At 63.4% G+C, this 20716-nt stretch carries 22 protein-coding genes; 14 read left to right on the top strand and 8 right to left on the bottom strand.

Annotation, left to right across the window (positions count from 1 at the left end):
• Position 1: 1 nt before the first annotated feature.
• The gene (locus tag NKJ77_RS04400) at positions 2-724 is read right to left on the bottom strand and encodes an SDR family oxidoreductase (RefSeq protein WP_023668208.1); all 723 of its coding nucleotides are present in this window, start codon (positions 722-724) and stop codon (positions 2-4) included.
• Positions 721-1560, bottom strand: coding sequence for an SDR family oxidoreductase (locus NKJ77_RS04395; protein ID WP_023697055.1), 840 nt, complete (start codon positions 1558-1560; stop codon positions 721-723). The genes NKJ77_RS04400 and NKJ77_RS04395 overlap by 4 nt, the downstream gene beginning before the upstream one ends.
• Before the next feature lie 99 nt (positions 1561-1659).
• On the opposite strand from NKJ77_RS04395, the gene NKJ77_RS04390 reads away from it, so the two are divergent.
• Positions 1660-2532 (top strand): helix-turn-helix transcriptional regulator, encoded by an 873-nt coding sequence (locus tag NKJ77_RS04390; RefSeq protein ID WP_352446038.1) that lies wholly within the window; start codon positions 1660-1662, stop codon positions 2530-2532.
• Between the two features lie 9 nt (positions 2533-2541).
• Here the strand turns inward: NKJ77_RS04390 and NKJ77_RS04385 are convergent, their stop codons facing one another.
• On the bottom strand, positions 2542-3171 hold the full coding sequence (locus NKJ77_RS04385; protein ID WP_023668211.1) for a TetR family transcriptional regulator C-terminal domain-containing protein: 630 nt from the start codon (positions 3169-3171) through the stop codon (positions 2542-2544).
• A 255-nt stretch (positions 3172-3426) separates the two neighbouring features.
• Here NKJ77_RS04385 and aptA point away from each other — a divergent pair, with 255 nt between their 5' ends.
• The 5 genes from aptA (at position 3427) to NKJ77_RS04360 (ending at position 8363) form a co-directional block, all read left to right on the top strand.
• Positions 3427-4755 (top strand): omega-aminotransferase AptA, encoded by a 1329-nt coding sequence (aptA, locus tag NKJ77_RS04380; RefSeq protein WP_352446035.1) that lies wholly within the window; start codon positions 3427-3429, stop codon positions 4753-4755.
• A gap of 69 nt (positions 4756-4824) precedes the next feature.
• Positions 4825-6075 carry a Zn-dependent hydrolase gene (locus NKJ77_RS04375; RefSeq protein ID WP_023830790.1) on the top strand — a complete coding sequence of 417 codons (1251 nt, stop codon included), beginning with the start codon at positions 4825-4827 and terminating at the stop codon, positions 6073-6075.
• Positions 6076-6137: 62 nt separating this feature from the next.
• Positions 6138-7589, top strand: a complete 1452-nt coding sequence (gene hydA, locus NKJ77_RS04370; RefSeq protein ID WP_023830789.1) for a dihydropyrimidinase — start codon at positions 6138-6140, stop codon at positions 7587-7589.
• Positions 7586-7963, top strand: coding sequence for a hypothetical protein (locus NKJ77_RS04365; RefSeq protein ID WP_023668216.1), 378 nt, complete (start codon positions 7586-7588; stop codon positions 7961-7963). Before hydA ends, NKJ77_RS04365 begins: the two co-directional genes overlap by 4 nt.
• Positions 7964-7979: 16 nt before the next feature.
• Positions 7980-8363, top strand: coding sequence for a hypothetical protein (locus NKJ77_RS04360; RefSeq protein ID WP_031194883.1), 384 nt, complete (start codon positions 7980-7982; stop codon positions 8361-8363).
• 17 nt (positions 8364-8380) lie between these two features.
• Here NKJ77_RS04360 and NKJ77_RS04355 read toward each other — a convergent pair whose 3' ends face one another.
• On the bottom strand, positions 8381-8785 hold the full coding sequence (locus NKJ77_RS04355) for a cupin domain-containing protein (RefSeq protein ID WP_031194879.1): 405 nt from the start codon (positions 8783-8785) through the stop codon (positions 8381-8383).
• Between the two features lie 110 nt (positions 8786-8895).
• On the opposite strand from NKJ77_RS04355, the gene NKJ77_RS04350 reads away from it, so the two are divergent.
• From NKJ77_RS04350 to NKJ77_RS04330, 5 genes are read left to right on the top strand one after another with little or no spacing between them, the layout of a single operon-like run.
• Positions 8896-9687 carry an ABC transporter ATP-binding protein gene (locus tag NKJ77_RS04350; RefSeq protein ID WP_023830787.1) on the top strand — a complete coding sequence of 264 codons (792 nt, stop codon included), beginning with the start codon at positions 8896-8898 and terminating at the stop codon, positions 9685-9687.
• The gene (locus NKJ77_RS04345) at positions 9677-10213 is read left to right on the top strand and encodes an endonuclease domain-containing protein (protein ID WP_023705579.1); all 537 of its coding nucleotides are present in this window, start codon (positions 9677-9679) and stop codon (positions 10211-10213) included. The genes NKJ77_RS04350 and NKJ77_RS04345 overlap by 11 nt, the downstream gene beginning before the upstream one ends.
• Positions 10214-11092, top strand: coding sequence for an ABC transporter permease (locus NKJ77_RS04340; RefSeq protein WP_023668221.1), 879 nt, complete (start codon positions 10214-10216; stop codon positions 11090-11092).
• Positions 11089-12243 (top strand): ABC transporter permease, encoded by a 1155-nt coding sequence (locus NKJ77_RS04335; RefSeq protein WP_352534359.1) that lies wholly within the window; start codon positions 11089-11091, stop codon positions 12241-12243. Before NKJ77_RS04340 ends, NKJ77_RS04335 begins: the two co-directional genes overlap by 4 nt.
• 38 nt (positions 12244-12281) lie before the next feature.
• Positions 12282-13253: an ABC transporter substrate-binding protein gene (locus NKJ77_RS04330; RefSeq protein WP_023682178.1), complete on the top strand. Its 972-nt coding sequence runs from the start codon at positions 12282-12284 to the stop codon at positions 13251-13253.
• 48 nt (positions 13254-13301) lie between these two features.
• Here the strand turns inward: NKJ77_RS04330 and NKJ77_RS04325 are convergent, their stop codons facing one another.
• The gene (locus NKJ77_RS04325) at positions 13302-13760 is read right to left on the bottom strand and encodes an Lrp/AsnC family transcriptional regulator (RefSeq protein ID WP_023690839.1); all 459 of its coding nucleotides are present in this window, start codon (positions 13758-13760) and stop codon (positions 13302-13304) included.
• A gap of 122 nt (positions 13761-13882) precedes the next feature.
• Here NKJ77_RS04325 and NKJ77_RS04320 point away from each other — a divergent pair, with 122 nt between their 5' ends.
• Positions 13883-15166: a cystathionine gamma-synthase family protein gene (locus tag NKJ77_RS04320; RefSeq protein WP_352534357.1), complete on the top strand. Its 1284-nt coding sequence runs from the start codon at positions 13883-13885 to the stop codon at positions 15164-15166.
• A gap of 246 nt (positions 15167-15412) precedes the next feature.
• Here NKJ77_RS04320 and NKJ77_RS04315 read toward each other — a convergent pair whose 3' ends face one another.
• The 3 genes from NKJ77_RS04315 to NKJ77_RS04305 all read right to left on the bottom strand — a co-directional run bounded on the left by NKJ77_RS04315 (position 15413) and on the right by NKJ77_RS04305 (position 19249).
• Positions 15413-17062 carry a thiamine pyrophosphate-binding protein gene (locus NKJ77_RS04315; protein ID WP_023833920.1) on the bottom strand — a complete coding sequence of 550 codons (1650 nt, stop codon included), beginning with the start codon at positions 17060-17062 and terminating at the stop codon, positions 15413-15415.
• Complete coding sequence (locus NKJ77_RS04310; RefSeq protein ID WP_352534354.1) at positions 17059-18234, bottom strand: CaiB/BaiF CoA transferase family protein; 1176 nt, start codon at positions 18232-18234, stop codon at positions 17059-17061. The genes NKJ77_RS04315 and NKJ77_RS04310 overlap by 4 nt, the downstream gene beginning before the upstream one ends.
• 82 nt (positions 18235-18316) lie before the next feature.
• Complete coding sequence (locus NKJ77_RS04305) at positions 18317-19249, bottom strand: alpha/beta fold hydrolase (protein WP_023705577.1); 933 nt, start codon at positions 19247-19249, stop codon at positions 18317-18319.
• Between the two features lie 120 nt (positions 19250-19369).
• Between NKJ77_RS04305 and NKJ77_RS04300 the strand changes: the two genes are divergently transcribed.
• Both NKJ77_RS04300 and NKJ77_RS04295 read left to right on the top strand, forming a co-directional pair.
• Entirely contained in the window at positions 19370-20260 is an 891-nt protein-coding gene (locus tag NKJ77_RS04300) for an alpha/beta fold hydrolase (RefSeq protein ID WP_352534352.1), read from the top strand.
• Positions 20257-20706 (top strand): MarR family winged helix-turn-helix transcriptional regulator, encoded by a 450-nt coding sequence (locus NKJ77_RS04295; RefSeq protein WP_023705574.1) that lies wholly within the window; start codon positions 20257-20259, stop codon positions 20704-20706. Before NKJ77_RS04300 ends, NKJ77_RS04295 begins: the two co-directional genes overlap by 4 nt.
• Positions 20707-20716: the final 10 nt, after the last annotated feature.

Below are 20716 nucleotides of genomic sequence, written 5' to 3'. Positions count from 1 at the left end.
GTCACGCCGCGTAGCGCAGGCCGCCGTCGCAGGTCAGCACCTGGCCGGTCATGAAGCCGTTGGAGACTAGAAAGGCGATTGCGCCGGCGACGTCTTCGGCGCGGCCGATCCTGCCCACCGGGGTTTTGCCGGCATATTCGCTGAACACCGCCTGCCGCTGGTCTTCGGCCAGGAAATCCCACCACGGCGTGTCGATGACGCCGGGCGCCACGACATTGACGCGCAGCGGCTTCAGTTCGACCGCCAGGATCGGCACCACCGTCAACAGCATGCCGTTGACGGCGGCAATGCCAGCCACGCCGGGCGCCGACAATTGTGCCGACACCGCCGAGATGAAAGTGACCGATCCCGATCTGTTGAGCGTCGGCAAGGCAGCCTGCAGGCAGGACAGCTGCGGCCTGACTTTCTCGTCGACGCCGCCGGCGATGTCTGAGAGATCGAGGGTTTCGAACGGCCCAAGTCCCTTGCCGCCGCTGGCAGCCAGCACGAGGTGATCGAACGGTCCGAGTTCCCCAAAGAAATGGCGGACTTCATCCGGCTTCGAAGCATCGAAGGCAGCTTTTTCGGCGGCGCCGCCGAGGCTCTTCCAGGCGCTGGTGAGCTTGTCCTGGCTTCGTCCGGTGATGGTCACCTTCATGCCTGGGCCCAGCAGTTTTCGCGCCGTTGCGAGGCCGATGCCGGATGAGCCGCCGATGACGACCGTGTGTTCGATCTTGCCGGTCATGAATGCTGTTCCTTCGATTTTGCGGAGACTTGGCCGACGAAGTCGAGGCTCAGGGTTCGCAATTGCTGTCTGGCCTTGGCGTCATAGGCTTGTGCTTCGGCGCGGGATTCCTTTAGGCCATCGAAATAGAGGCCACTGCGGCCCTCCAGGGCGGGCGATGTCGCGAGGTTGAGAATGGCGTCGGCGCCGGTCTCGACCGAGCTCCATGGCGTCACGCCGGCTTGGCGGACCATGGTGGTGTTCATGTAGCTCGCTGGATGCAGAGCGTTGACGGTGACGCCGCTGCCTTTCAACTCTCCGGCCAGGTCGATGGTGAACAGGATCTGCGCCAGCTTGCTCTGGCAATAGGCGCGCACGCCGTCATAGGAACGTGTCAGCATGACATCGCCGAAATCGATCGCCTGCTGGCCGGCCGAAGCGACGTTGATGATGCGCGCCGGCGAACTCGCCTTGAGCAGCGGCAGCAGTTCCGAGGTCAGCAGGAAACCGGGGAGATAGTTGACCGCAAAGCGCAGTTCGAAGCCGTCGGCGCTGAGCTGTCGCTTGGCGCCGGCCGTGCCGATGCCGGCATTGTTGATGAGGATGTCGAGCCGGTCGGTTTTTGCGCGTACGGCCTCGGCAAGGCGGCGGACCTCGGCTAGCGAGGCGAGGTTGGCGGCGAGGAACTCGGCCTTGCCGCCGGCGGATTCGATTTCTGCGACGGTTGCCTTGCCGCGAGCCGCGTCACGGCCATGCACCAGCACGCGCGCGCCGCCGGCGCCCAGCCTTTGCGCGACGACACGGCCGACGCCGTCGGTCGAACCGGTGATGAGGATTGTCTTGTCTTTCAGATCCATATTCAGAGCCTCCATCTCTCTGGATGGAAGATGGGGCGCCTGACTCAGCCCAAACAGTTCAAACTTTATCCTGGTATCAATACTGCTATAATAGCTCTCATGGATGCCCCCACGCACTCCGCTGAAGACAGCCGCCGGCGCGAGCTTGGCGCCTTCCTGCGCTCGCGCCGCGAAAGATTGACGCCGTCCGCCACCGGCATCGCGACCGGCCTGCGGAGACGCACGCCAGGCTTGCGTCGCGAGGAAGTGGCGATGATCGCCGGCGTCGGCACCACCTGGTACACATGGCTAGAGCAGGGGCGCGAGGTCAGACCCTCGGTGGAGGTGCTAGCGGCGCTCAGCGAAGCGCTGCGCCTCGACGCCGTCGAAAGGCGGCATCTGTTCATCCTGGCAGGCCGCCAGCAACCGGAGAACCGCGTGGCTGCGCCGGAAAAGGTCGATGGCCCGCTGATGCATATGCTGGAGAGCCTGGTGCTGCAGCCGGCCTATGTCGTCGGGCGGCGCTGGGATGTGCTGGCCTGGAATCCGGCGGCGGTAGCGGTGTTCGGTGATTATGGCCTGCTAGAGGGCGACGCCCGCAACATCGTCCACATGGTGTTCACCAATCCGCATCACCGGCGCCTGCTGGTTGACTGGGAGCAATTGGCGCGCACCGTGCTGGCCTCGTTCCGGGCGGAAAGCGCCCGCTATGTGGGCGGTGCGGATTTCGAGCGGCTGATCGTGCTTATGACGCGCTCAAGTCCGGAGTTTCGCGACTGGTGGCCGCAACGCGACGTGGCACGCCGATTGTCGGGGGTGAAACATGTCCGACATCCGAGCGCCGGCGCCATGACGTTCGAGCATATGAGCCTGTCGATCGACGACGGCTCGGACATGAAGCTGATCGTCTACACGCCGCTGGCCGAACAGAATTCGATCGAGAAGCTGCAGAATTTGCTTGAGGCGATGCCGGCGGAGCGCCGCAGCGCCTGACGCCCAAGGTCAGCCCTTCGGCTTCAGCCCATCAATGAACAACTGCTCCAGAAACCGCGCCGCATCCTCGAAGCGGCCGTCGCCGCCGCGGTCGGGCCCGAGCACCGCGCGGACCTGGACATCGAAATCGGCATAGTGCTGCGTCGTCGCCCAGATCGAAAAGATCAGGTGCCAGGGATCGGTGCGGGCGATTTTTCCGGCGCGCATCCAGCCCTTGATGACGTTGGCCTTCTCGTCGACCAGCGTTTTCAGCTCACCCGCCAGCAGCGGCATGATGCGCGGCGCGCCTTGCAGGATCTCGTTGGCGAACAGCCGGCTCTCCCTGGGAAAATCACGCGCCATTTCGAGCTTGCGCCGGATGTAGCTCCTGAGCTCGGTCAGGGGGTCGCCGATGTCGTCGAGTTCACGTAGCGGCGCCAGCCAGGTCGCCAGCAGCCGCTCCATCAGCGTTTCGTGGATGTCTTCCTTGCGGCGGAAATAATAGAGCAGGTTCGGCTTCGACATCCCCGCGGCCTCGGCGATCTGGTCGATGGTCGAGCCGCGAAAGCCGTTGGCCGAGAAGACTTCGAGGGCTGCCTCCAGGATCAGTTCGCGCTTTTCCTGCTGGATGCGGGTGCGGCGAGGGGCTGAGCCTTCCATGGCGCCGCTCACCCCTGCAAGCCTTGGCCGAGCGGGTCATCTGGACCAATTCTCTGGACCAGTTTTTCTCTTACCCGTGGAGCGCACTTCGCAGGCCGCATTTCCGCTAGTAATCCCTTGACCGCCGACAGGGCGGTGCTAACGTTTGTCCAATCGGTCAAAAATTTGCGTAGCATGAAAACGCAGCAAAGACCAAGCTTTGGAAAGACCAAGCGTTAGCCGCACCGAAACAGGTTACAAGGGGAAGTCTTGGTCATGTTCAACCGGCTGAAAGTCACGCCGAACGATCTCAGCGCATTCTGGATGCCGTTCACGGCGAACCGGCAGTTCAAACAGGCGCCACGCATGTTCGTGTCCGCCAAGGACATGCACTACACCACCAGCGACGGCCGCAAGGTGCTCGATGGCACCGCCGGCCTCTGGTGCGTCAATGCCGGCCATTGCCGTCCCAAGATCACCGAGGCGATCCAGCATCAGGCGGCCGAACTCGACTATGCGCCGGCCTTCCAGATGGGACACCCGATCGTGTTCGAGCTGGCCAACCGCCTGGTCGATCTCGCGCCCAAGGGCATGGACCATGTCTTCTTCACCAATTCCGGTTCGGAATCGGTCGAAACGGCGCTGAAGATGGCGATCGCCTATCACCGTGTGAAGGGCGAGGGCGCGCGCACCCGCCTGATCGGCCGCGAACGCGGCTATCACGGCGTCAATTTCGGCGGCATCTCGGTCGGCGGCATCGTCACCAACCGCAAGATGTTCGGCACGCTGCTCGGCGGCGTCGACCACATGCCGCACACGCATCTGCCGGAAAAGAACGCCTTCTCCAAGGGCGTGCCGGAATATGGCGCGGAACTCGCCAACGAGCTGGAGCGCATCGTTGCCCTGCATGACGCCTCGACCATCGCGGCCGTCATCGTCGAACCGGTCGCCGGCTCCACCGGCGTCATCCTGCCGCCGGAGGGCTATCTGCAGAAACTGCGCGAGATCTGCACCAAGCACGGCATTTTGCTGATCTTCGACGAGGTCATCACCGGTTTCGGCCGTCTGGGCGCGCCGTTCGCTGCGGATTATTTCGGCGTCACGCCCGACATCATGACCACCGCCAAGGGCGTCTCCAACGGCGTCATCCCGATGGGCGCGGTGTTCGTGAAGAAGGAAATCCACGACGCCTTCATGACCGGCCCCGAGCACATGATCGAGTTCTTCCACGGCTACACCTATTCGGGCAATCCGATTGCGTGCGCCGCGGCACTCGGCACGCTCGACACCTACAAGGAAGAGGGCCTGCTCACCCGCGGCGAGGAACTGGCGCCGTACTGGGAAGATGCGCTGCATTCGCTGAAGGGCGAGCCGCATGTCATCGACATCAGGAACATCGGCCTGATCGGCGCGATCGAACTGGCGCCGATCGCAGGCAGCCCGACCAAGCGGGCCTTCTCGGCCTTCGTAAAGGCGTTCGAGCGCGGCGCGCTGATCCGCACCACCGGCGACATCATCGCGCTGTCGCCGCCACTGATCATCACCAAGGGCCAGATCAACGAATTGATCGACCATGTCAGAGAAGTGCTGAGGGCGATCGACTAATCTATCCAGCCAGTCGGGCGGCGGCGGGAACCGCCGCCCGGTTGGTTATATGAAATGAGAGGACTTTGAATGGCCGCCCCAGGCGAGAATCTGCGAATCAATTCAGACCGTTTGTGGGATTCCATCATGGAGATGGCGAAGATCGGCCCCGGTATTGCGGGCGGCAACAATCGCCAGACCGTGACCGACGAGGACGGCGAGGGACGGCATCTGTTCAAGCGCTGGTGCGAGGCGGCCGGGCTCGAAATGGGCCTGGACGAGATGGGCACCATGTTTGCCCGGCGGGAAGGTGCTGATCCCAGCCTGCCGCCGGTTTATGTCGGCAGCCATCTCGACACGCAGCCGACCGGCGGCAAGTATGACGGCGTGCTCGGCGTGCTCGGCGGGCTGGAGATCATCCGCTCACTTAACGATCTCGGCATCCAGACCAGGCATCCGATCGTCGTTACCAACTGGACCAATGAGGAAGGCTCGCGCTTTGCCCCGGCGATGATGGCGTCCGGCGTGTTCGCCGGTGTGCTCGAGCAGGCGGACGTGTATCAGCACACCGATAAACAGGGGAAAAAGTTCGGCGAGGAGCTGGAGCGCATTGGCTGGAAGGGAACCGAGAAGGTCGGCGACCGCAAGATCCACGCCTTCTTCGAACTGCATATCGAGCAGGGGCCGATCCTCGAGGACGAAGGCATCGACATTGGCGTCGTCACCCACGGCCAGGGCCTGAAATGGCTGCAGGTAACGCTGACCGGCAAGGAGGCGCATACCGGCTCGACGCCGATGCCCAAGCGCCGTAATGCCGGTCTAGGCATGGCGCGCGTGGTCGAGCTGGTGCATGAGATCGCCATGGACTACCAGCCCGACGCCGTCGGCGCGGTCGGCCACATGGAGGTGTTTCCGAACTCGCGCAACATCATCGCCGGGCGCACCGTCTTCACCATCGACATCCGTTCGCCCGAGAAGGAAGTGCTGGACGCGATGGATGGGCGCATACGCGAAGGCATCGACACGATCTGTGAGGCGCTCGACATCCAGTACAAGGTCGAGCAGGTCGGCGCTTTCGATCCGGTCACCTTCGATGCCGGCTGCGTCAAGGCGATCCGCGACGCCGCCGATCGGCTCGGCTATTCCCACCGCAACATCGTCTCCGGCGCCGGCCACGACGCCTGCTGGATCAACCGCGTTGCGCCGACTGCCATGGTGATGTGCCCCTGCGTTGACGGGTTGTCACACAACGAGGCTGAGGAAATCACCAAGGAATGGGCCGGCGCCGGCGCCGACGTGCTGTTCCATGCGGTGGTAGAGACAGCGGGGATCGTGGCGTGAACTAAGATCTGTATTCAAAACGACGCTCACAAGAAGCGCGAAGAGAACAAGGGAACACGACAATGACCAAAGTCATCCGAAACGGCACCATCGTCACCGCCGACCGCACCTGGAAGGCCGATGTGCTGATGCAGCACGGCAAGATCGTCGCCATTGGCTCGAACCTGCATGGCGACCATGAGTTCGACGCCAGCGGCTGTTACGTCATGCCGGGCGGCATCGATCCGCACACCCATCTCGAAATGCCGTTCATGGGCACCTATTCGGCCGACGATTTCGAGTCCGGGACGCGTGCGGCCCTTTCCGGTGGCACCACGATGGTGGTCGATTTCTGCCTGCCGGCGCCGCAGCAATCGCTGCTGGAAGCGTTGCAGATGTGGGACAACAAGACCTCGAAGGCTGCCTGCGACTACTCCTTCCACATGGCGATCACCTGGTGGGGCAAGCAGGTGTTCGACGAGATGGCCACCGTCGTCGACAGAGGCATTACCTCGTTCAAGCATTTCATGGCCTACAAGGGCGCGCTGATGGTGGACGACGACGAGATGTACGCGTCGTTCCAGCGCTGCGCCGATCTCGGCGCGCTGCCGCTCGTTCATGCCGAGAATGGCGACGTGGTTGCGGCGCTGTCGCAAAAGCTGCTCGCCGCCGGCAATAATGGCCCCGAGGGACACGCCTATTCGCGGCCGCCGGAAGTGGAAGGCGAGGCGACCAACCGCGCCATCATGATCGCCGACATGGCCGGCGTGCCGCTCTATGTCGTGCATGTGTCCTGCGAGCAGAGCCACGAAGCCATCCGCCGCGCCCGCCAGAAGGGCATGCGGGTTTTCGGCGAGCCGCTGATCCAGCATCTGACGCTGGATGAAAGCGAGTATTTCGATAAGGATTGGGACCATGCGGCGCGCCGCGTCATGAGCCCGCCCTTCCGCAACAAGCTGCACCAGGATTCGCTGTGGGCCGGCCTGCAGGCGGGATCGCTGCAGGTGGTGGCGACCGACCACTGCGCCTTCACCACCAAGCAGAAGCGCAATGGCGTCGGCGATTTCACCAAGATCCCGAACGGCACCGGCGGGCTTGAAGACCGCTTGCCCGTGCTGTGGACGACGGGCGTCAACACCGGGCGGCTGACGATGAACGAGTTCGTCGCGGTGACTTCGACCAACATCGCCAAGATCCTCAACATGTATCCTAGGAAGGGCGCCATCGTCGAAGGCGCGGACGCCGACATCGTGGTGTGGGACCCCAGCGCCAAGAAGACCATCACCTCGAAGAAGCAGCAATCGGTGATCGACTACAACGTCTTCGAAGGTCTTGAGGTGACCGGCCTGCCGCGCTTCGTCTTTTCGCGCGGCGAATTGTCGGTCGAGGAAGCGGATGTCAAGGCCAAGCCCGGCCATGGCGAATTCGTCGCCCGCGAGCCGAACGCGGCGGTCAACCGGGCTCTGTCGACCTGGAAGGACATTACCGCGCCGCGCAAGGTGGAACGCACCGGCATTCCGGCGACAGGCGTTTGACGTTGCGGAGCCCGGGGGCGCTCATTTCACTGGTCGTGGCGATGGTGGTCGCTGGTCCGGCAACAGGGGCCGAGAGGCTGGCCGGCTCCTGGGGCAACGATGCCGGCTGTGTCTTTGCAAAGGCCGGTTTTCAGGGCCGGGACGATTATATCGTGCTGACCGCCGAAGGCATCGAGACCTATGGCAGCGGCTGCCGGTTCGCGCAGCAATTGACGTGGGCGCCGGGCACGCAATCGCTTGATGCGACCTGTTCCGCCGAAGGCGAGGCGGGGACGACGGCTGAAACCGTTGTGGTCACCAACAAGGGCGAGGGTGGGTTCTTCGTGACCATTCCCGGTCTTGAAGAAATGGGGCCGTTGCAACCGTGTTCGTGACGTTGGAGCTGGGGGAATGAGCGCGCGCGGTTTGGGGCCGTCTGTTGCGATGGTAGTCGTTCTGGCTGCGGGTCAGGCCCTTGCGGCAGGCATCGACCTGACGAAACCCTATGGGGACAAATATGGCTGCATCAACCGCAACGGCCAGGAAGTCGCCGCCGATCGGATGCTGCTTTTGACCGACGAGGCATTGGTCACCGCCGCCAGCGCCTGCACCTTCACGGACAAGCAGGCGCAGGCTGATGGGTCGCTGGTGGTGACGGCAACATGCGAGGCGGAAGGCGAAGAAGGACAGGAGCCGACCAAATTCACCATCAAGCGCAGCGCCAAGAACGCCAAGAAGCTGACGGTCGCCGACGACGACGGCAATGTCATGGGCGAAGTGGCGCGGTGCAAATGACGGCAGTCCCGTTAGCGTCAGGCCACCAGCGCATCCAGTTCCGGCAACAGGACGACGCTTTCCTGTTCATTGGGATCGGTGCGGGCGATGACGGCCGAGGACGGGGCGTTGCTCAGGTTGGCCGGCAGATGCGGTACGCCGGCCGGGATGTAGAAGAGGTCGCCGGCCTTGACGACGATGTGGTTCTCGAGCCTGTCGCCATACCATGTGTGGACCTCGCCCGAGAGCACATAGATCGCCGTCTCATGGCGTTCATGCAGATGCGCCTTGGCGCGGGCGCCAGGCGGCAGGGTGAGCAGATGCATGCAGATGCCGGACGAGCCGACCGTCTCGGCTGCAATGCCGGCAAAATAGGTCAATCCCTGCTTGCCTTCATAAGTGCTTTCAGGACGGATAAGGTGACAAGTGGGTTTGGGCGACATCGGCAAGGCTCCGGGCGTCGATTGGGTGGGATTGGACGAGTGGAAAGCAACATCAACGCGAATGCAACGGCATTTCATCCTGGGCGGCTGCGAGAGGCAGGCAGCAAGCGATGACGGGACAATCGCCAGCCGTCGTCTCGGCAAGCAGACTTGGCCTTACCTTTCAGACCAATGACGGTCCGGTAGAGGCGCTCTCCAATGCCGACCTGACCATCGGCAAGGGCGAGTTCGTCTCCTTCATCGGCCCATCGGGCTGCGGCAAGACCACCTTGCTGCGCGTCATCGCCGATCTGGAAAAACCGACATCGGGCACGATCTCGGTCAACGGCATGACGCCGGAACAGGCGCGCGAGAAACGCGCTTATGGCTACGTCTTCCAGGCGGCAGCCCTTTTCCCGTGGCGCACGATCGAGCGTAACGTGGCGCTGCCGCTGGAGATCATCGGCCTTTCGAGAGCGGAGCAGGCCGAGCGCATCAAGCGCACGATGGAGCTCGTCAACCTCTCCGGCTTCGAGAAGAAATACCCCTGGCAGCTTTCCGGCGGCATGCAGCAGCGCGCTTCGATCGCCCGCGCGCTCGCCTTCGACGCCGACCTGTTGCTGATGGACGAGCCCTTCGGCGCGCTGGACGAGATCGTGCGCGACCATCTCAATGAACAGCTTCTGGAATTGTGGGCGCGCACCAACAAGACGATCTGCTTCGTCACCCATTCCATCCCCGAGGCGGTGTATCTGTCAACGCGCATCGTCGTCATGTCGCCGCGCCCAGGTCGGGTTACCGACATCATCGAATCGACGCTGCCAAAGGAGCGGCCACTGGACATCCGCGAGACGCCGGAATTTTTGGCGATCGCGGCCAGGGTACGCGATGGCTTGAGGGCAGGGCACAGCTATGATGATTGAGGGGGCGAACGACCGGCTGGCTCCTCTCCCCAACGGGGAGAGGGTGGCCGGAGCGAAGCGGAGGTCGGGTGAGGGGGCGGCGCCGACGGATCCGACCAAGAGAAATGTCGGGGCAACCGCTCGCGCCCGAAAGCTGCGGTTTGACGAGACCGAAGCTGAATACCGGCTTTGGGGGGAATTGAGAGGACGTCATCTCAACGGCTACAAATTTGTGCGGCAAGTGCCGCTCGGACCTTTCATCGCGGACTTCGTCTGCCGCGAGCAGGGGCTGATTGTCGAGCTTGATGGCAGCCAACACGCGGATTCACTGACCGATCCCGCCAGGACAGCCTGGCTGAACGGACAAGGTTATTCGGTTCTGCGCTTCTGGAATCACGAAGTTTTGGCTGAGCGCCGAGCGGTCCTGGATACGATCTTGGCTTGTCTCGACGGAAAGATTTCTACCCCCTCACCCGACCTCCGCTTCGCTCCGGCCACCCTCTCCCCGTTGGGGAGAGGAGGGCGCCCCGCTGGCGAGGCGCGCTAGATGGACACCTTCCGCGAAAAACTCATCCCCGTGACCTCCATCCTCCTGGGCGTGGTGGTGCTCTGGTATGTCTTCGCCGTCATCCTAAACGCGCCCTTCCAGCGCGACCTCGACCGGCGCGCCGGGGAAACCCACGACACCGTCGAATTCATCGGCAAGACGCTGTCGCAGCCCAAGCCGACGCTGCCGGCGCCGCATCAGGTGGCGGTGAACTTCTTCGAGAACACCTTCCTGCGGCCCATTACATCGAGCCGAAGCCTCGTCTACAATGCCTGGGTGACCCTGTCGTCGACGTTGCTCGGCTTTGCCTTCGGCACGGCGCTCGGCATCGTCATCGCGGTTGGCATCGTGCATGTGGCGACGCTCGACCGCAGCCTGATGCCGTGGATCATCGCCTCCCAGACGATTCCCATTCTGGCGGTGGCGCCGATGATCATCGTCGTGCTGGGGGCGATCGGCATCAGCGGTCTGATCCCAAAGGCGATGATCTCGACCTACCTGTCGTTCTTCCCGGTGACGGTTGGCATGGTGAAGGGCCTGCGCTCGCCCGAACTCATGCATCTCGACCTGATGCACACCTACAATGCCAGTGTCTCGCAGACCTTCTGGAAGCTGCGGGTGCCGGCCTCGGTGCCGTTCCTGTTCACCTCGATGAAGGTGGCGGTGGCGGCGAGCCTGGTCGGCGCCATTGTCGGCGAACTGCCGACCGGTGCTGTCGCCGGCATCGGCGCCAAGCTTTTGGCAGGCGCCTATTACAGCCAGTCGATCGACATCTGGTCCGCCCTTGTGGCGGGCTCGGTGGTGGCGGCCCTTCTGGTCATGGTGGTCGGCATAGCCGGGCGCCTCGTTGACCGCGCGATGGGCGGGAGGCCGGCTTGAACTGGCTGAAGCCCTCCTGGCAAGCCGTGCTGGCCATTGCGCTGTGCCTCGTCGCCGTCGCGCTCGGCGCGATGTCGAAGCCGGAAGCGGCCACCCTTGCAGACCCGACGGCAAGTTTCGACTACCCCTATTTCGGTATAAAGACCCCGATGATCGGCCTGGCCGTGCTGGCGGGGCTGATCTCGATGATCAGAATTTCGGCGGTGGCCGAGGCTGCGGTGCTGTTAATCGGCGCTCACCTTGTCGCCTGGATGCTGATCTCGGGCATTACAGGGTTCGAAGGCACGGCAATGGCGCCTTATTTCCTGCTGCTCGCCGCTGCCTGGCTGCTGGCCTGGCGCTGTGTGGCGGTGCTGTCGGGGCTTCGCCCGATGGCAAAAGGGGCGCGGATGGCGCTGCGCCTCATCATCCCGGCGATCTTCGGCGCCTGGATCCTGATCATATGGGAAGCGGTGACGCGTGGCGCCGGCATTCCCTTCATCCTTTTGCCGCCGCCGAGCGCCATCGGTGTGCGCATCGCCAGTTCCCTGCCGGTGCTCGGCGCCGATATCAGGCAGACCATCTTCAAGGCGGTGATCTTCGGTTATGTCATCGGCAGCGGCGCCGGCTTCCTGGTGGCGATTGCGGCCGACCGCGTGCCGTTCCTGCGCCGCGGTCTGCTGCCGATCGGCAATATGGTCTCGGCGCTGCCGATCATCGGTGTGGCGCCGATCATGGTGATGTGGTTCGGCTTCGACTGGCCGTCCAAGGCCGCGGTCGTCATCATCATGACCTTCTTCCCGATGCTGGTGAACACGGTTGCCGGTCTTGCCGCCTCCGGCCATATGGAGCGCGACCTGATGCGCACCTATGCGTCGGGCTACTGGCCAACACTCTTGAAGCTCCGGCTGCCGGCGGCAGCGCCCTTCATCTTCAACGCGCTGAAGATCAACTCGACGCTGGCGCTGATCGGCGCCATCGTCGCCGAGTTCTTCGGCACGCCTGTGGTCGGCATGGGCTTTCGCATCTCGACCGAGGTCGGGCGGATGAACATCGATATGGTCTGGGCCGAAATCGCTGTTGCAGCACTGGCGGGTTCGGTCTTTTATGGCGTGGTCGCTCTCGTCGAGAGAGCCGTCACGTTTTGGCATCCCTCTGTCCGTGGTGGATAGGGCGGTGGGTTCGGGTGTTAACTTCAGAGGGTAAAAACATGAAAAGACTGATCATTCCGATGCTGGCCGGCGCGATGTCGCTGGCCGCGTTCCAGGCAATGGCCGCCGACAAGGTGACCTTGCAGCTGAAATGGGTCACGCAGGCGCAGTTTGCCGGCTACTATGTCGCCAAGGCCAAGGGTTTTTATGAAGCAGAAGGCCTCGACGTCGACATCAAGCCGGGCGGTCCCGATATCGCACCCGAGCAGGTGATCGCCGGCGGTGGCGCCGACGTCATCGTCGACTGGATGGGCGGGGCGCTCGCCGCGCGCGAAAAGGGCGTGCCGCTGGTCAACATCGCCCAGCCGTTCAAGAAGGCCGGTATGGAGCTGGTCTGCCCGAAGGACGGCCCGATCAAGACCGAAGCCGATTTCAAGGGTCACACGCTCGGCGTCTGGTTCTTCGGCAACGAATATCCTTTCTACGCCTGGATGAACAAGCTCGGCCTGAAGACCGAAGGCGGCCCGGATGGCGTCACGGTTCTGAAGCAGAGCTTCGACGTCCAGCCGCTGATCCAGAAGCAGGCGGATTGCATTTCGGTCATGACCTACAACGAGTACTGGCAGCTGATCGATGCCGGCTACAAGCCGGACCAGCTCACCGTGTTCAACTACTCGGCGATGGGCAACGACCTGCTTGAGGACGGGCTCTACGCCTCGGAAGACAAGCTCAAGGATCCGGCTTTCGAAGACAAGATGGTGCGTTTCGTGCGCGCCTCGATGAAGGGCTGGAAATATGCCATCGACAACAATGACGAGGCCGCGGGCATTGTCATGGACGGCGGTGGCCAGGACGAAAACCACCAGAAGCGGATGATGAGCGAAGTCGCCAAGCTGATCGACAATGCCGACGGCAAGCTCGACCCGGCGACCTACGAGCGCACCGCCAAGGCGCTGCTCGACCAGAAGATCATCACCAAGGCGCCGACCGGCGCCTACACCACGGCCATCACCGACAAGGCGATCAAATAAGCCTGGCCAGGCAATTTCTACCTCGAGAGCGGCGCCTTTGACCAAATGTCAGAGGCGCCGTTCCTTTATGGTGTTCATGACGAAGCTGGTCTCGATCGAAGCGACGCATTTAAGCCGCGCGATCTTTTCCTTGATGAAGCGCTCGTACTGTTCGAGGCTGCCGGTCACCACCTTCAGCACATAGTCGCGCGACCCGGTGACGAGGTGGCATTCCAGCACCTCCTCCCAACCGCGGATGGCGTCCTCGAACATGACGATCTCGTCCTCGTTCTGGCGGCTGAGCCGAACGGTGGCGATGGCGACCATGTTCCAGCCGAAGGCGGAGGGATCAACCAGCGTGGTATAGCCCCGGATAATGCCGGCCTCCTCCAGCCGGCGTACCCTCCTCAAACATGGCGACGGCGACAGGCCGATGCGCTCCGCCAGCTCATTGTTGGTGATGCGGGCGTCGGCCTGCAGCTCGCGCAGGATCTTGCGGTCGAAATCGTCGGCTATCTTCTGCTGCACTTTTGCTCTCGCTCGGCAATTTGTTGCCGGGATGCAGCCATGCGAGGCCGAAAATAGCAAGGACTGGCGGACCGGGATCGCATAAATTGCTGCACGAGACTCCTCCAGATGCAGGAAAAGCCATGACCGCGCCGCGCCCGTCGAAAACCCACATCGGCAACCACAAGCTCCATCCGGAAACGTTGATGTTGAGCTATGGCTTCGATCCGCAACTGTCGGAAGGCGCCGTCAAGCCGCCGGTGTTCCTGACCTCGACCTTCGTGTTCAAATCGGCGGAGGAGGGGCGCGACTTCTTCGACTACACATCCGGCCGCAAGGAGCCGCCGAGCGGCACGGCGTCCGGCCTGGTCTATTCGCGCTTCAATCATCCCAACTCCGAGATCGTCGAGGACCGGCTGGCGGTCTATGAGGGAACGGACGCCTGCATCCTGTTCTCGTCGGGCATGTCGGCGATCGCCACCACGCTGCTCGCCTATGCCCGGCCGGGCGATGTCATCTTGCATTCGCAGCCGCTTTACGGCGGCACTGAGACGCTTTTGACGCGCACGCTGTCCGGCTTCGGCATCGGCGCTGTCGGCTTCGCCGACGGCGTCGACGAGAAGGCGGTGCGGGCCGCTGCTGATGCAGCGGTGGCGAAGGGGCGTGTCTCGGTCATTCTCATCGAAACGCCGTCGAATCCGACCAACAGCCTGGTCGACATCGCACTGATCCGGAAGATTGCCGACGAGATCGGCGCAAGCCAAGGATCAACGCCGATCATCGTCTGCGACAACACGCTGCTCGGCCCGGTGTTCCAGCGCCCGATCGAACATGGCGCCGATGTCTCCGTCTATTCGCTGACCAAATATGTCGGCGGCCATTCCGACCTGATCGCCGGTGCGGCGATGGGCAGCAAGGCGGTGACCAAGCCAATCAAGGCGTTGCGCGGCGCAATCGGCACGCAGCTCGATCCGCATTCCTGCTGGATGCTCGGCCGCTCGCTGGAAACGCTGTCGATCCGCATGGAGCGCGCCAACGACAATGCGGGGCTCGTGGCCGAATTCCTGCGCGATCACGCCAAGGTCGAGAAGGTGCATTACCTGCCGTTCCTGGGCGAGGATACGGCAGCGGGACGGGCCTACAAGGCGCAATGCAGCGGCGCCGGGTCGACATTTTCTTTCGATATCAAGGGCGGAGAGAAGGCGGCCTTCGCCTTTCTCAATGGGCTGCAAATATTCAAGCTGGCGGTGAGCCTTGGCGGCACGGAGTCACTCGCCAGCCACCCGGCGGCGATGACGCACTCCGGCATTCCCTTCGACGTGCGCCAGCGCATCGGCGTGCTGGAGACCACGGTCAGGCTGTCGATCGGCGTCGAGCATCCGGACGATCTTATCGCCGACCTGACGCAGGCGCTGGCAGCGGTCTGATAGCTCGCTTGTAGATATCAGGAAAGGGGCGATCGTCTTGGCAGCGTCGGCGGGACAGCACCCCCCTCTGTTCTGCCGGACATCTCCCCCTCAAGGGGGGAGATCAGCAGCTCTGACCATAGCGCCCTGTCTGCAACGCTGCAGATTGGCGAAGGGCGACATGACATCCAATCTCCCCCCTTGAGGGGGAGATGTCCGGCAGGACAGAGGGGGGTGTGACGGAACTCGGCTTTCGCTGCTAACTTCTCAGCTCTTGTCGCGGATCTGCGTCATCGTCCGCGTCGGCGTGATCGCCTCGGGGTCGAGCCTGATTTCGACGATCGCCGGCTTGCCGCTGGCGCGGGCACGCTCGAAGGCAGGGGCAAAATCTGCCGTGTTCTCGACCGTCTCGCCGTGGCCGCCATAGGCGCGGGCAAGAGCGGCAAAGTCAGGGTTCTTCAGATCGGTGGCGACGACACGGCCGGGATAGTCGCGCTCCTGGTGCATGCGGATGGTGCCGTAGATGCCGTTGTTCACGACGATAACGATGATCGGCAGGTCGTATTGCACGGCGGTAGCGAATTCCTGTCCGTTCATCAGGAAGCAGCCGTCGCCGGCAAAGGCGATCACGGTGCGGTCGGGATGGAGCGCCTTGGCGGCGACCGCAGCCGGGGTGCCGTAACCCATCGAACCGGAGGTCGGCGCGCCTTGGGTGGCGAAGCGGCGGAAGCGGTGGAAGCGGTGCACCCAGGTGGCGTAATTGCCGGCGCCGTTGGTGAAAATGGCGTCATCGGGCAAAATCTTTTCCAGATAGTTCATGATCGGCCCCATCTGGACCGGGCCGGGGCCGGTCTCAGGCGGCGTCGACCAGTCGAGGTAGGCAGCGTGTGCTTTCGCTGTCTCATCCGCCCAGGCTGGCGTGGAGGTTGGCTTGCGCTTGGCAAAAGCCTCGACGAAGGCCGAAGGCGAAGCGTTGATCGCCAGGGTCGGCCGGTAGACGCGGCCGAGTTCGCCGGCATCGGCATGGACATGGACCAGCGTCTGGTCGGGGTAAGGGCTCTTCAGCAGCGTATAGTCGGAGGACGGCATCTCGCCCATGCGGCCGCCGATCAGCAGCACCAGGTCGGCCTGCTTGATGGCGGTGGCCAGCTTCGGGTTGATGCCGATGCCGACATCGCCGGCATAGTTCGGGTGCAGATGGTCGAACAGCATCTGGCGGCGAAAGGAGCAGCCGACCGGCAGCGACCAGGCCTCGGCAATGGTGCGCATACGTGCCACCGCTTCCTCGTCCCAGCGTGTGCCGCCGAGGATGACGAAGGGACGCTTGGCCTTGGCCAGAAGCTTTTCCAAAGCATCGAGTTCGGCTTCGCCGGGCCGGGTTTCGACCGGCGTGTGCGGCAAGGCCGCGGGCGCGTCGACAAGACTGGTCAGCATGTCCTCCGGCAGCGAGACGACGACGGGGCCGGGGCGGCCCGATGTCGCGACGGCGAAGGCGCGGGTGACGAGTTCGGGGATGCGCGCGGCATCGTCGATCTCCACCACCCATTTGGCGATGTCGCCGAAGAAGCGCTTGTAGTCGACCTCCTGGAAAGCCTCGCGCTCCTTGGCGTGGCTGGCGACCTGGCCGATGAACAGGATGACGGGTATCGAATCCTGCATGGCAATGTGAATGCCGGCCGATGCATTGGTGGCGCCGGGGCCGCGGGTGACGAAGCAGATGCCGGGCTTGCCCGTCAGCCGCCCCTGGCAGTCGGCCATCATGGCGGCGCCGCCTTCCTGTCGGCAGACAATGGTGCGGATGGGCGAGTCATGCAATGCGTCGAGCACCGCGAGATAGGATTCGCCGGGCACGCAGAAGATGCGGTCGGTGCCGTTCGCCTCGAGTGCGTCGACAATCAGTTGTCCACCGGTCTTCATCGTCCAGACTTCTCCAGTTCGGCAAGGATTTCTTGCGTGTGTTCGCCAAGGCGCGGCGAAGGGCGTTCATAGACCAGCGGTGTGCCGGACATCACCATCGGCGCGCGCACCGAGGGCAGACGATTGCCATGGCCATCGTCGAGGTCGAGGCGCATGCCGCGTGCGATCGTCTGCGGGTCGGCAAACATCTGGCCGATGTCGTTGATCGGGCTCGCCGGCACGCTTGCCGCTTCGAGCTTGGCCAGCAATGGGTCGCGATCCCAATTCTTCAGCGTCTCGATCAAGTGCTCGCGCAACTTCACCCGGTTGGCGACGCGGGCCGGATTGGTGGCGAAATCGGGATTCGCTGAGAGATGGTCGAGCCCGACGGCGGCGCAGAATTTGGCGAACTGGCCGTCATTGCCGACCGCCAGGATGATGTGGCCGTCCCTGACCGGGACAACCTCATAGGGCGCAATGTTCATATGCGCATTGCCCATCTGCACCGGCGCTTTGCCGGAGACGAGATAGTTGAGGTTCTGGTTGCCGAGTGCGGAAATCTGCGTGTCGAACAGGGCCATGTCGATATGCTGTCCCTGGCCGGTCTTTTCGGCATGGCGAAGCGCTGCCTGGATGGCGATCACCGAATAGAGGCCGGTGAAGATGTCGGAAATAGCGACCCCGGCCTTTTGCGGCTCGCGCCCGACCTCGCCGGTGATCGACATCATGCCGGCCATGGCCTGGATGATGAAATCATAGCCGGCGCGTGAGGCGTAAGGCCCGTCCTGGCCGAAGCCGGTGATCGAGCAGTAGACGAGCTTTGGATTGATCGCCTTCAGGCTCTCGTAATCGAGCCCGTATTTCTTGAGGCCGCCGAACTTGAAGTTCTCGATCAGAACGTCGGCCGTGGCAACCAGCCGGCGCACCGTCTCGGCCCCTTCGGGCGTCGAGAAATCGACCGCGATGGAGCGCTTGCCGCGATTGCAGGAGTGGTAATAGGCGGCCGACAGGTTCTCGCCATCATGGCTCATGACGAAGGGCGGACCCCATTTGCGGGTATCGTCGCCGCCATCGGGGCTCTCGACCTTGATGACATCGGCGCCGAGATCGGCCAGCAATTGTCCTGCCCACGGGCCGGCCAGGATGCGGGCGAGTTCGACGACGCGGATGCCTTTCAGCGGAGGTTCAGCCATAAATCACCAAAAACGGGTCGGAACCGCAGCCTCTATCAACCCGGGATGCCGCTGTCACGGGCCTTGCGGTAGGCCAGCGATGTCACTGTTTGAGCACGCTATCGGCCCAGGCAGCGAAATCGTCCATAACGGTGTCGCGGTTCACCTCGTTCAGGCTTTCGTGGCGGGTGTCGGCGTAAATTTTTGAAACCAGATTCGAAAAGCCCATCGCGCGCATCCGCTTGGTGAGATGATCGATGCCTTTGCCATAGTCGGAGGCCGGATCCTTCTCGCCGCCGACGATGCTGACGGGCAGGTCGCGCCTGATGCCGGCAAAGCCCGCATCCTTGCCGCCTTTCTGCGCCATCTCCACGACATCGCGCCACATCGAGATCGAGGCATCCCAGCCGCACAGCGGGTCGGCAATGTACTTGGCCACTTCAGCCTCGTCGCGCGACAGCCAGTCGAACGGCGTCTTGTGGTTGGGCACCGCCTTGCCCCAGGCCTGGAAGGTCAGTTTGGGCAAGACGCGTGAGGGAACATCGGAGCCGAGCCTGAAGCGCTCATAAGCGAGGATGGCGAGTGCAAGCTGACCAAGCAGGCCTTGTGAGAAATTGCCGTTCCAGATCGCCGCGGCGTGGACGCGCGGCGAGTGCGCCAGCAGGTAGTTGAGCGCCACCGACGCACCCATCGAATGGCCGAACAGGATGACCGGCAGGCCGGGCTGCTCCTTCGCAATCAAATCGTGGACTGCGTCGACATCGGAGATCACCTTGGCCGGGCCGCTTGTGCCGGCGAACCTGCCGAGCGGGGCATCGGGCGCCTTGGTCGCGCCATGGCCGCGATGGTCGTGGACGTAGACATGAAAGCCGCCGGTGCTGAGGTAATCGGCGAAGCGGGCATAGCGCGCGGCGTGTTCGGCAAGGCCATGGTTAATCTGGACGACGGCGCGTGGAGAGCCGCTCGCGTGCTTCACATAGAGGTTGAGCGTGGCCCCGGTCGGTGAGGCCAGCGTCGTCTGCTCGTCAAATGCCATCTCTCGCTCCCGTCGGCGACTGTTGGGCGACGGCGTAACCGGCGTCAAGGGGAGGGCTATTGACAGTATGCTGTCAATTTGATTATATGACAGCATACTGTCAAAATAGGGAGCATGAGCATGAAAACCTTTTCGACCGTTTCGCGCCGCGCGTTTCTGCTGGCGAGCCTGTCATCCGCAATGCTCCTGCCCGGCATTGCTTCCAGCCAGACCAGGGAGATGACCATGAAGATCTCAACCATTGCCGGCCCGCAGGGCCAGCTTGCCGGCTACGACATCAAATCCGGCGACGGCCTGCCGATCCTGTTCGCGCATGGCGACTGCAGCCGCGCCACACAGTGGAACCGGGTGATGCAGCTCACCGCAGGTGGCCGTGAGGCGGTCGCCTTCGATTTTCGCGGCCATGGCGCATCGGCGCCTGCAGCTGATGCCGACTACGGCTATGACGGCCGTGCCGACGATATTGATGCGGTGGCCGATGCGTTCGGCCTGAAGCGGTTTGTCCTCGTTGCACATAGCGGCGGCAGTGGGGCCGCGCTCGCCTATGCCGCCGGCCATGCCGACCGTGTTGCCGGCATCCTGCTGGTCGATCCGGCGACCGATCCGCGCGCCCTGCCCAAAGAGATTCGCGACGGGTTCGTGCGCGATCTGGCGGGGCCAAACGGCGGCGACGTCCTGAGCGCTTATTACACCTCGATCGCCGGATCCAATCCAGATGTCCGCAAACGGGTCCTCGCCGATGCGGCGGTGGTCGATCCGGCGGCTCGGGCAGGCGTCGGCAAGGCGCTGGCGGAATGGAATCCCGAACCGACGCTCGACGCCTATCGCGGGCCGATCTTCGTGCTGGCTACGGAGGCCAATGACAATGCGGCGGCCCTGTTTCGGCTGTGCAGCCGAATTGGCCACAGAACCGTCGCCGGTTCCGGCCATTGGGTGATGCTTGACAAGCCGGAGGCGGTGGCTGAATCCGTCAACATCTTCGTTTCCACCATCGAGGCCGGCCAGAAATGACAAGCAGGACCGAAGCCGGAGATGTGCTCACCGAACTGGTGCTTGCCGTGTTCCGGCTGAATGGCGGGTTTCTCGACGCGGCCGACCGGCTGGCGGAGCCTGCCGGGCTGACGGCGGCGCGCTGGCAGGTTCTGGGCGCGGTGCTGAAGGAGCCGAAATCGGTGGCCGACATTGCCCGCGACATGGGGCTTGCCCGCCAGAGCGTGCAGCGCCTTGCCGATATTCTGGCCGCCGAAGGGCTTGCCGCCTATGCGGACAACCCGGCGCACCGCCGCGCCAAGCTCCTGGCGATGACCGATGCCGGCCGGGCCGCGATCAGGGATATCGGCACGCGCCAGCATGTCTGGGCCAACCGCATCAGCGAGGGCATCGAGCCTCGCGTGCTTGAGACCGCGCTTGATCTGCTGCGTATGTTGACGAAGCGGGTCGAGGAGGGCGGGGTCTGATCGACCGAGC

The sequence above is a fragment of the Mesorhizobium sp. M0052 genome, from assembly GCF_040323255.1.
Taxonomy (GTDB): domain Bacteria; phylum Pseudomonadota; class Alphaproteobacteria; order Rhizobiales; family Rhizobiaceae; genus Mesorhizobium.
Note: the sequence above shows the minus strand (reverse complement) of the source record. Positions and strands in the feature narration are given on the sequence as shown.

What these genes read in the sequence shown, in the direction of transcription:
- NKJ77_RS04300 (WP_352534352.1), top strand. Translation starts at nt 19,370, where the DNA reads ATGAAAACCTTTTCGACCGTTTCGCGCCGCGCGTTTCTGCTGGCGAGC.
- NKJ77_RS04330 (WP_023682178.1), top strand. Translation starts at nt 12,282, where the DNA reads ATGAAAAGACTGATCATTCCGATGCTGGCCGGCGCGATGTCGCTGGCC.
- NKJ77_RS04395 (WP_023697055.1), bottom strand. Translation starts at nt 1,560, where the DNA reads ATGGATCTGAAAGACAAGACAATCCTCATCACCGGTTCGACCGACGGC.
- NKJ77_RS04400 (WP_023668208.1), bottom strand. Translation starts at nt 724, where the DNA reads ATGACCGGCAAGATCGAACACACGGTCGTCATCGGCGGCTCATCCGGC.
- NKJ77_RS04375 (WP_023830790.1), top strand. Translation starts at nt 4,825, where the DNA reads ATGGCCGCCCCAGGCGAGAATCTGCGAATCAATTCAGACCGTTTGTGG.
- NKJ77_RS04345 (WP_023705579.1), top strand. Translation starts at nt 9,677, where the DNA reads ATGATGATTGAGGGGGCGAACGACCGGCTGGCTCCTCTCCCCAACGGG.
- aptA (WP_352446035.1), top strand. Translation starts at nt 3,427, where the DNA reads ATGTTCAACCGGCTGAAAGTCACGCCGAACGATCTCAGCGCATTCTGG.
- NKJ77_RS04315 (WP_023833920.1), bottom strand. Translation starts at nt 17,062, where the DNA reads ATGAAGACCGGTGGACAACTGATTGTCGACGCACTCGAGGCGAACGGC.
- NKJ77_RS04340 (WP_023668221.1), top strand. Translation starts at nt 10,214, where the DNA reads ATGGACACCTTCCGCGAAAAACTCATCCCCGTGACCTCCATCCTCCTG.
- NKJ77_RS04305 (WP_023705577.1), bottom strand. Translation starts at nt 19,249, where the DNA reads ATGGCATTTGACGAGCAGACGACGCTGGCCTCACCGACCGGGGCCACG.
- NKJ77_RS04355 (WP_031194879.1), bottom strand. Translation starts at nt 8,785, where the DNA reads ATGTCGCCCAAACCCACTTGTCACCTTATCCGTCCTGAAAGCACTTAT.
- NKJ77_RS04310 (WP_352534354.1), bottom strand. Translation starts at nt 18,234, where the DNA reads ATGGCTGAACCTCCGCTGAAAGGCATCCGCGTCGTCGAACTCGCCCGC.
- NKJ77_RS04295 (WP_023705574.1), top strand. Translation starts at nt 20,257, where the DNA reads ATGACAAGCAGGACCGAAGCCGGAGATGTGCTCACCGAACTGGTGCTT.
- NKJ77_RS04360 (WP_031194883.1), top strand. Translation starts at nt 7,980, where the DNA reads ATGAGCGCGCGCGGTTTGGGGCCGTCTGTTGCGATGGTAGTCGTTCTG.
- NKJ77_RS04385 (WP_023668211.1), bottom strand. Translation starts at nt 3,171, where the DNA reads ATGGAAGGCTCAGCCCCTCGCCGCACCCGCATCCAGCAGGAAAAGCGC.
- hydA (WP_023830789.1), top strand. Translation starts at nt 6,138, where the DNA reads ATGACCAAAGTCATCCGAAACGGCACCATCGTCACCGCCGACCGCACC.
- NKJ77_RS04350 (WP_023830787.1), top strand. Translation starts at nt 8,896, where the DNA reads ATGACGGGACAATCGCCAGCCGTCGTCTCGGCAAGCAGACTTGGCCTT.
- NKJ77_RS04320 (WP_352534357.1), top strand. Translation starts at nt 13,883, where the DNA reads ATGACCGCGCCGCGCCCGTCGAAAACCCACATCGGCAACCACAAGCTC.
- NKJ77_RS04390 (WP_352446038.1), top strand. Translation starts at nt 1,660, where the DNA reads ATGGATGCCCCCACGCACTCCGCTGAAGACAGCCGCCGGCGCGAGCTT.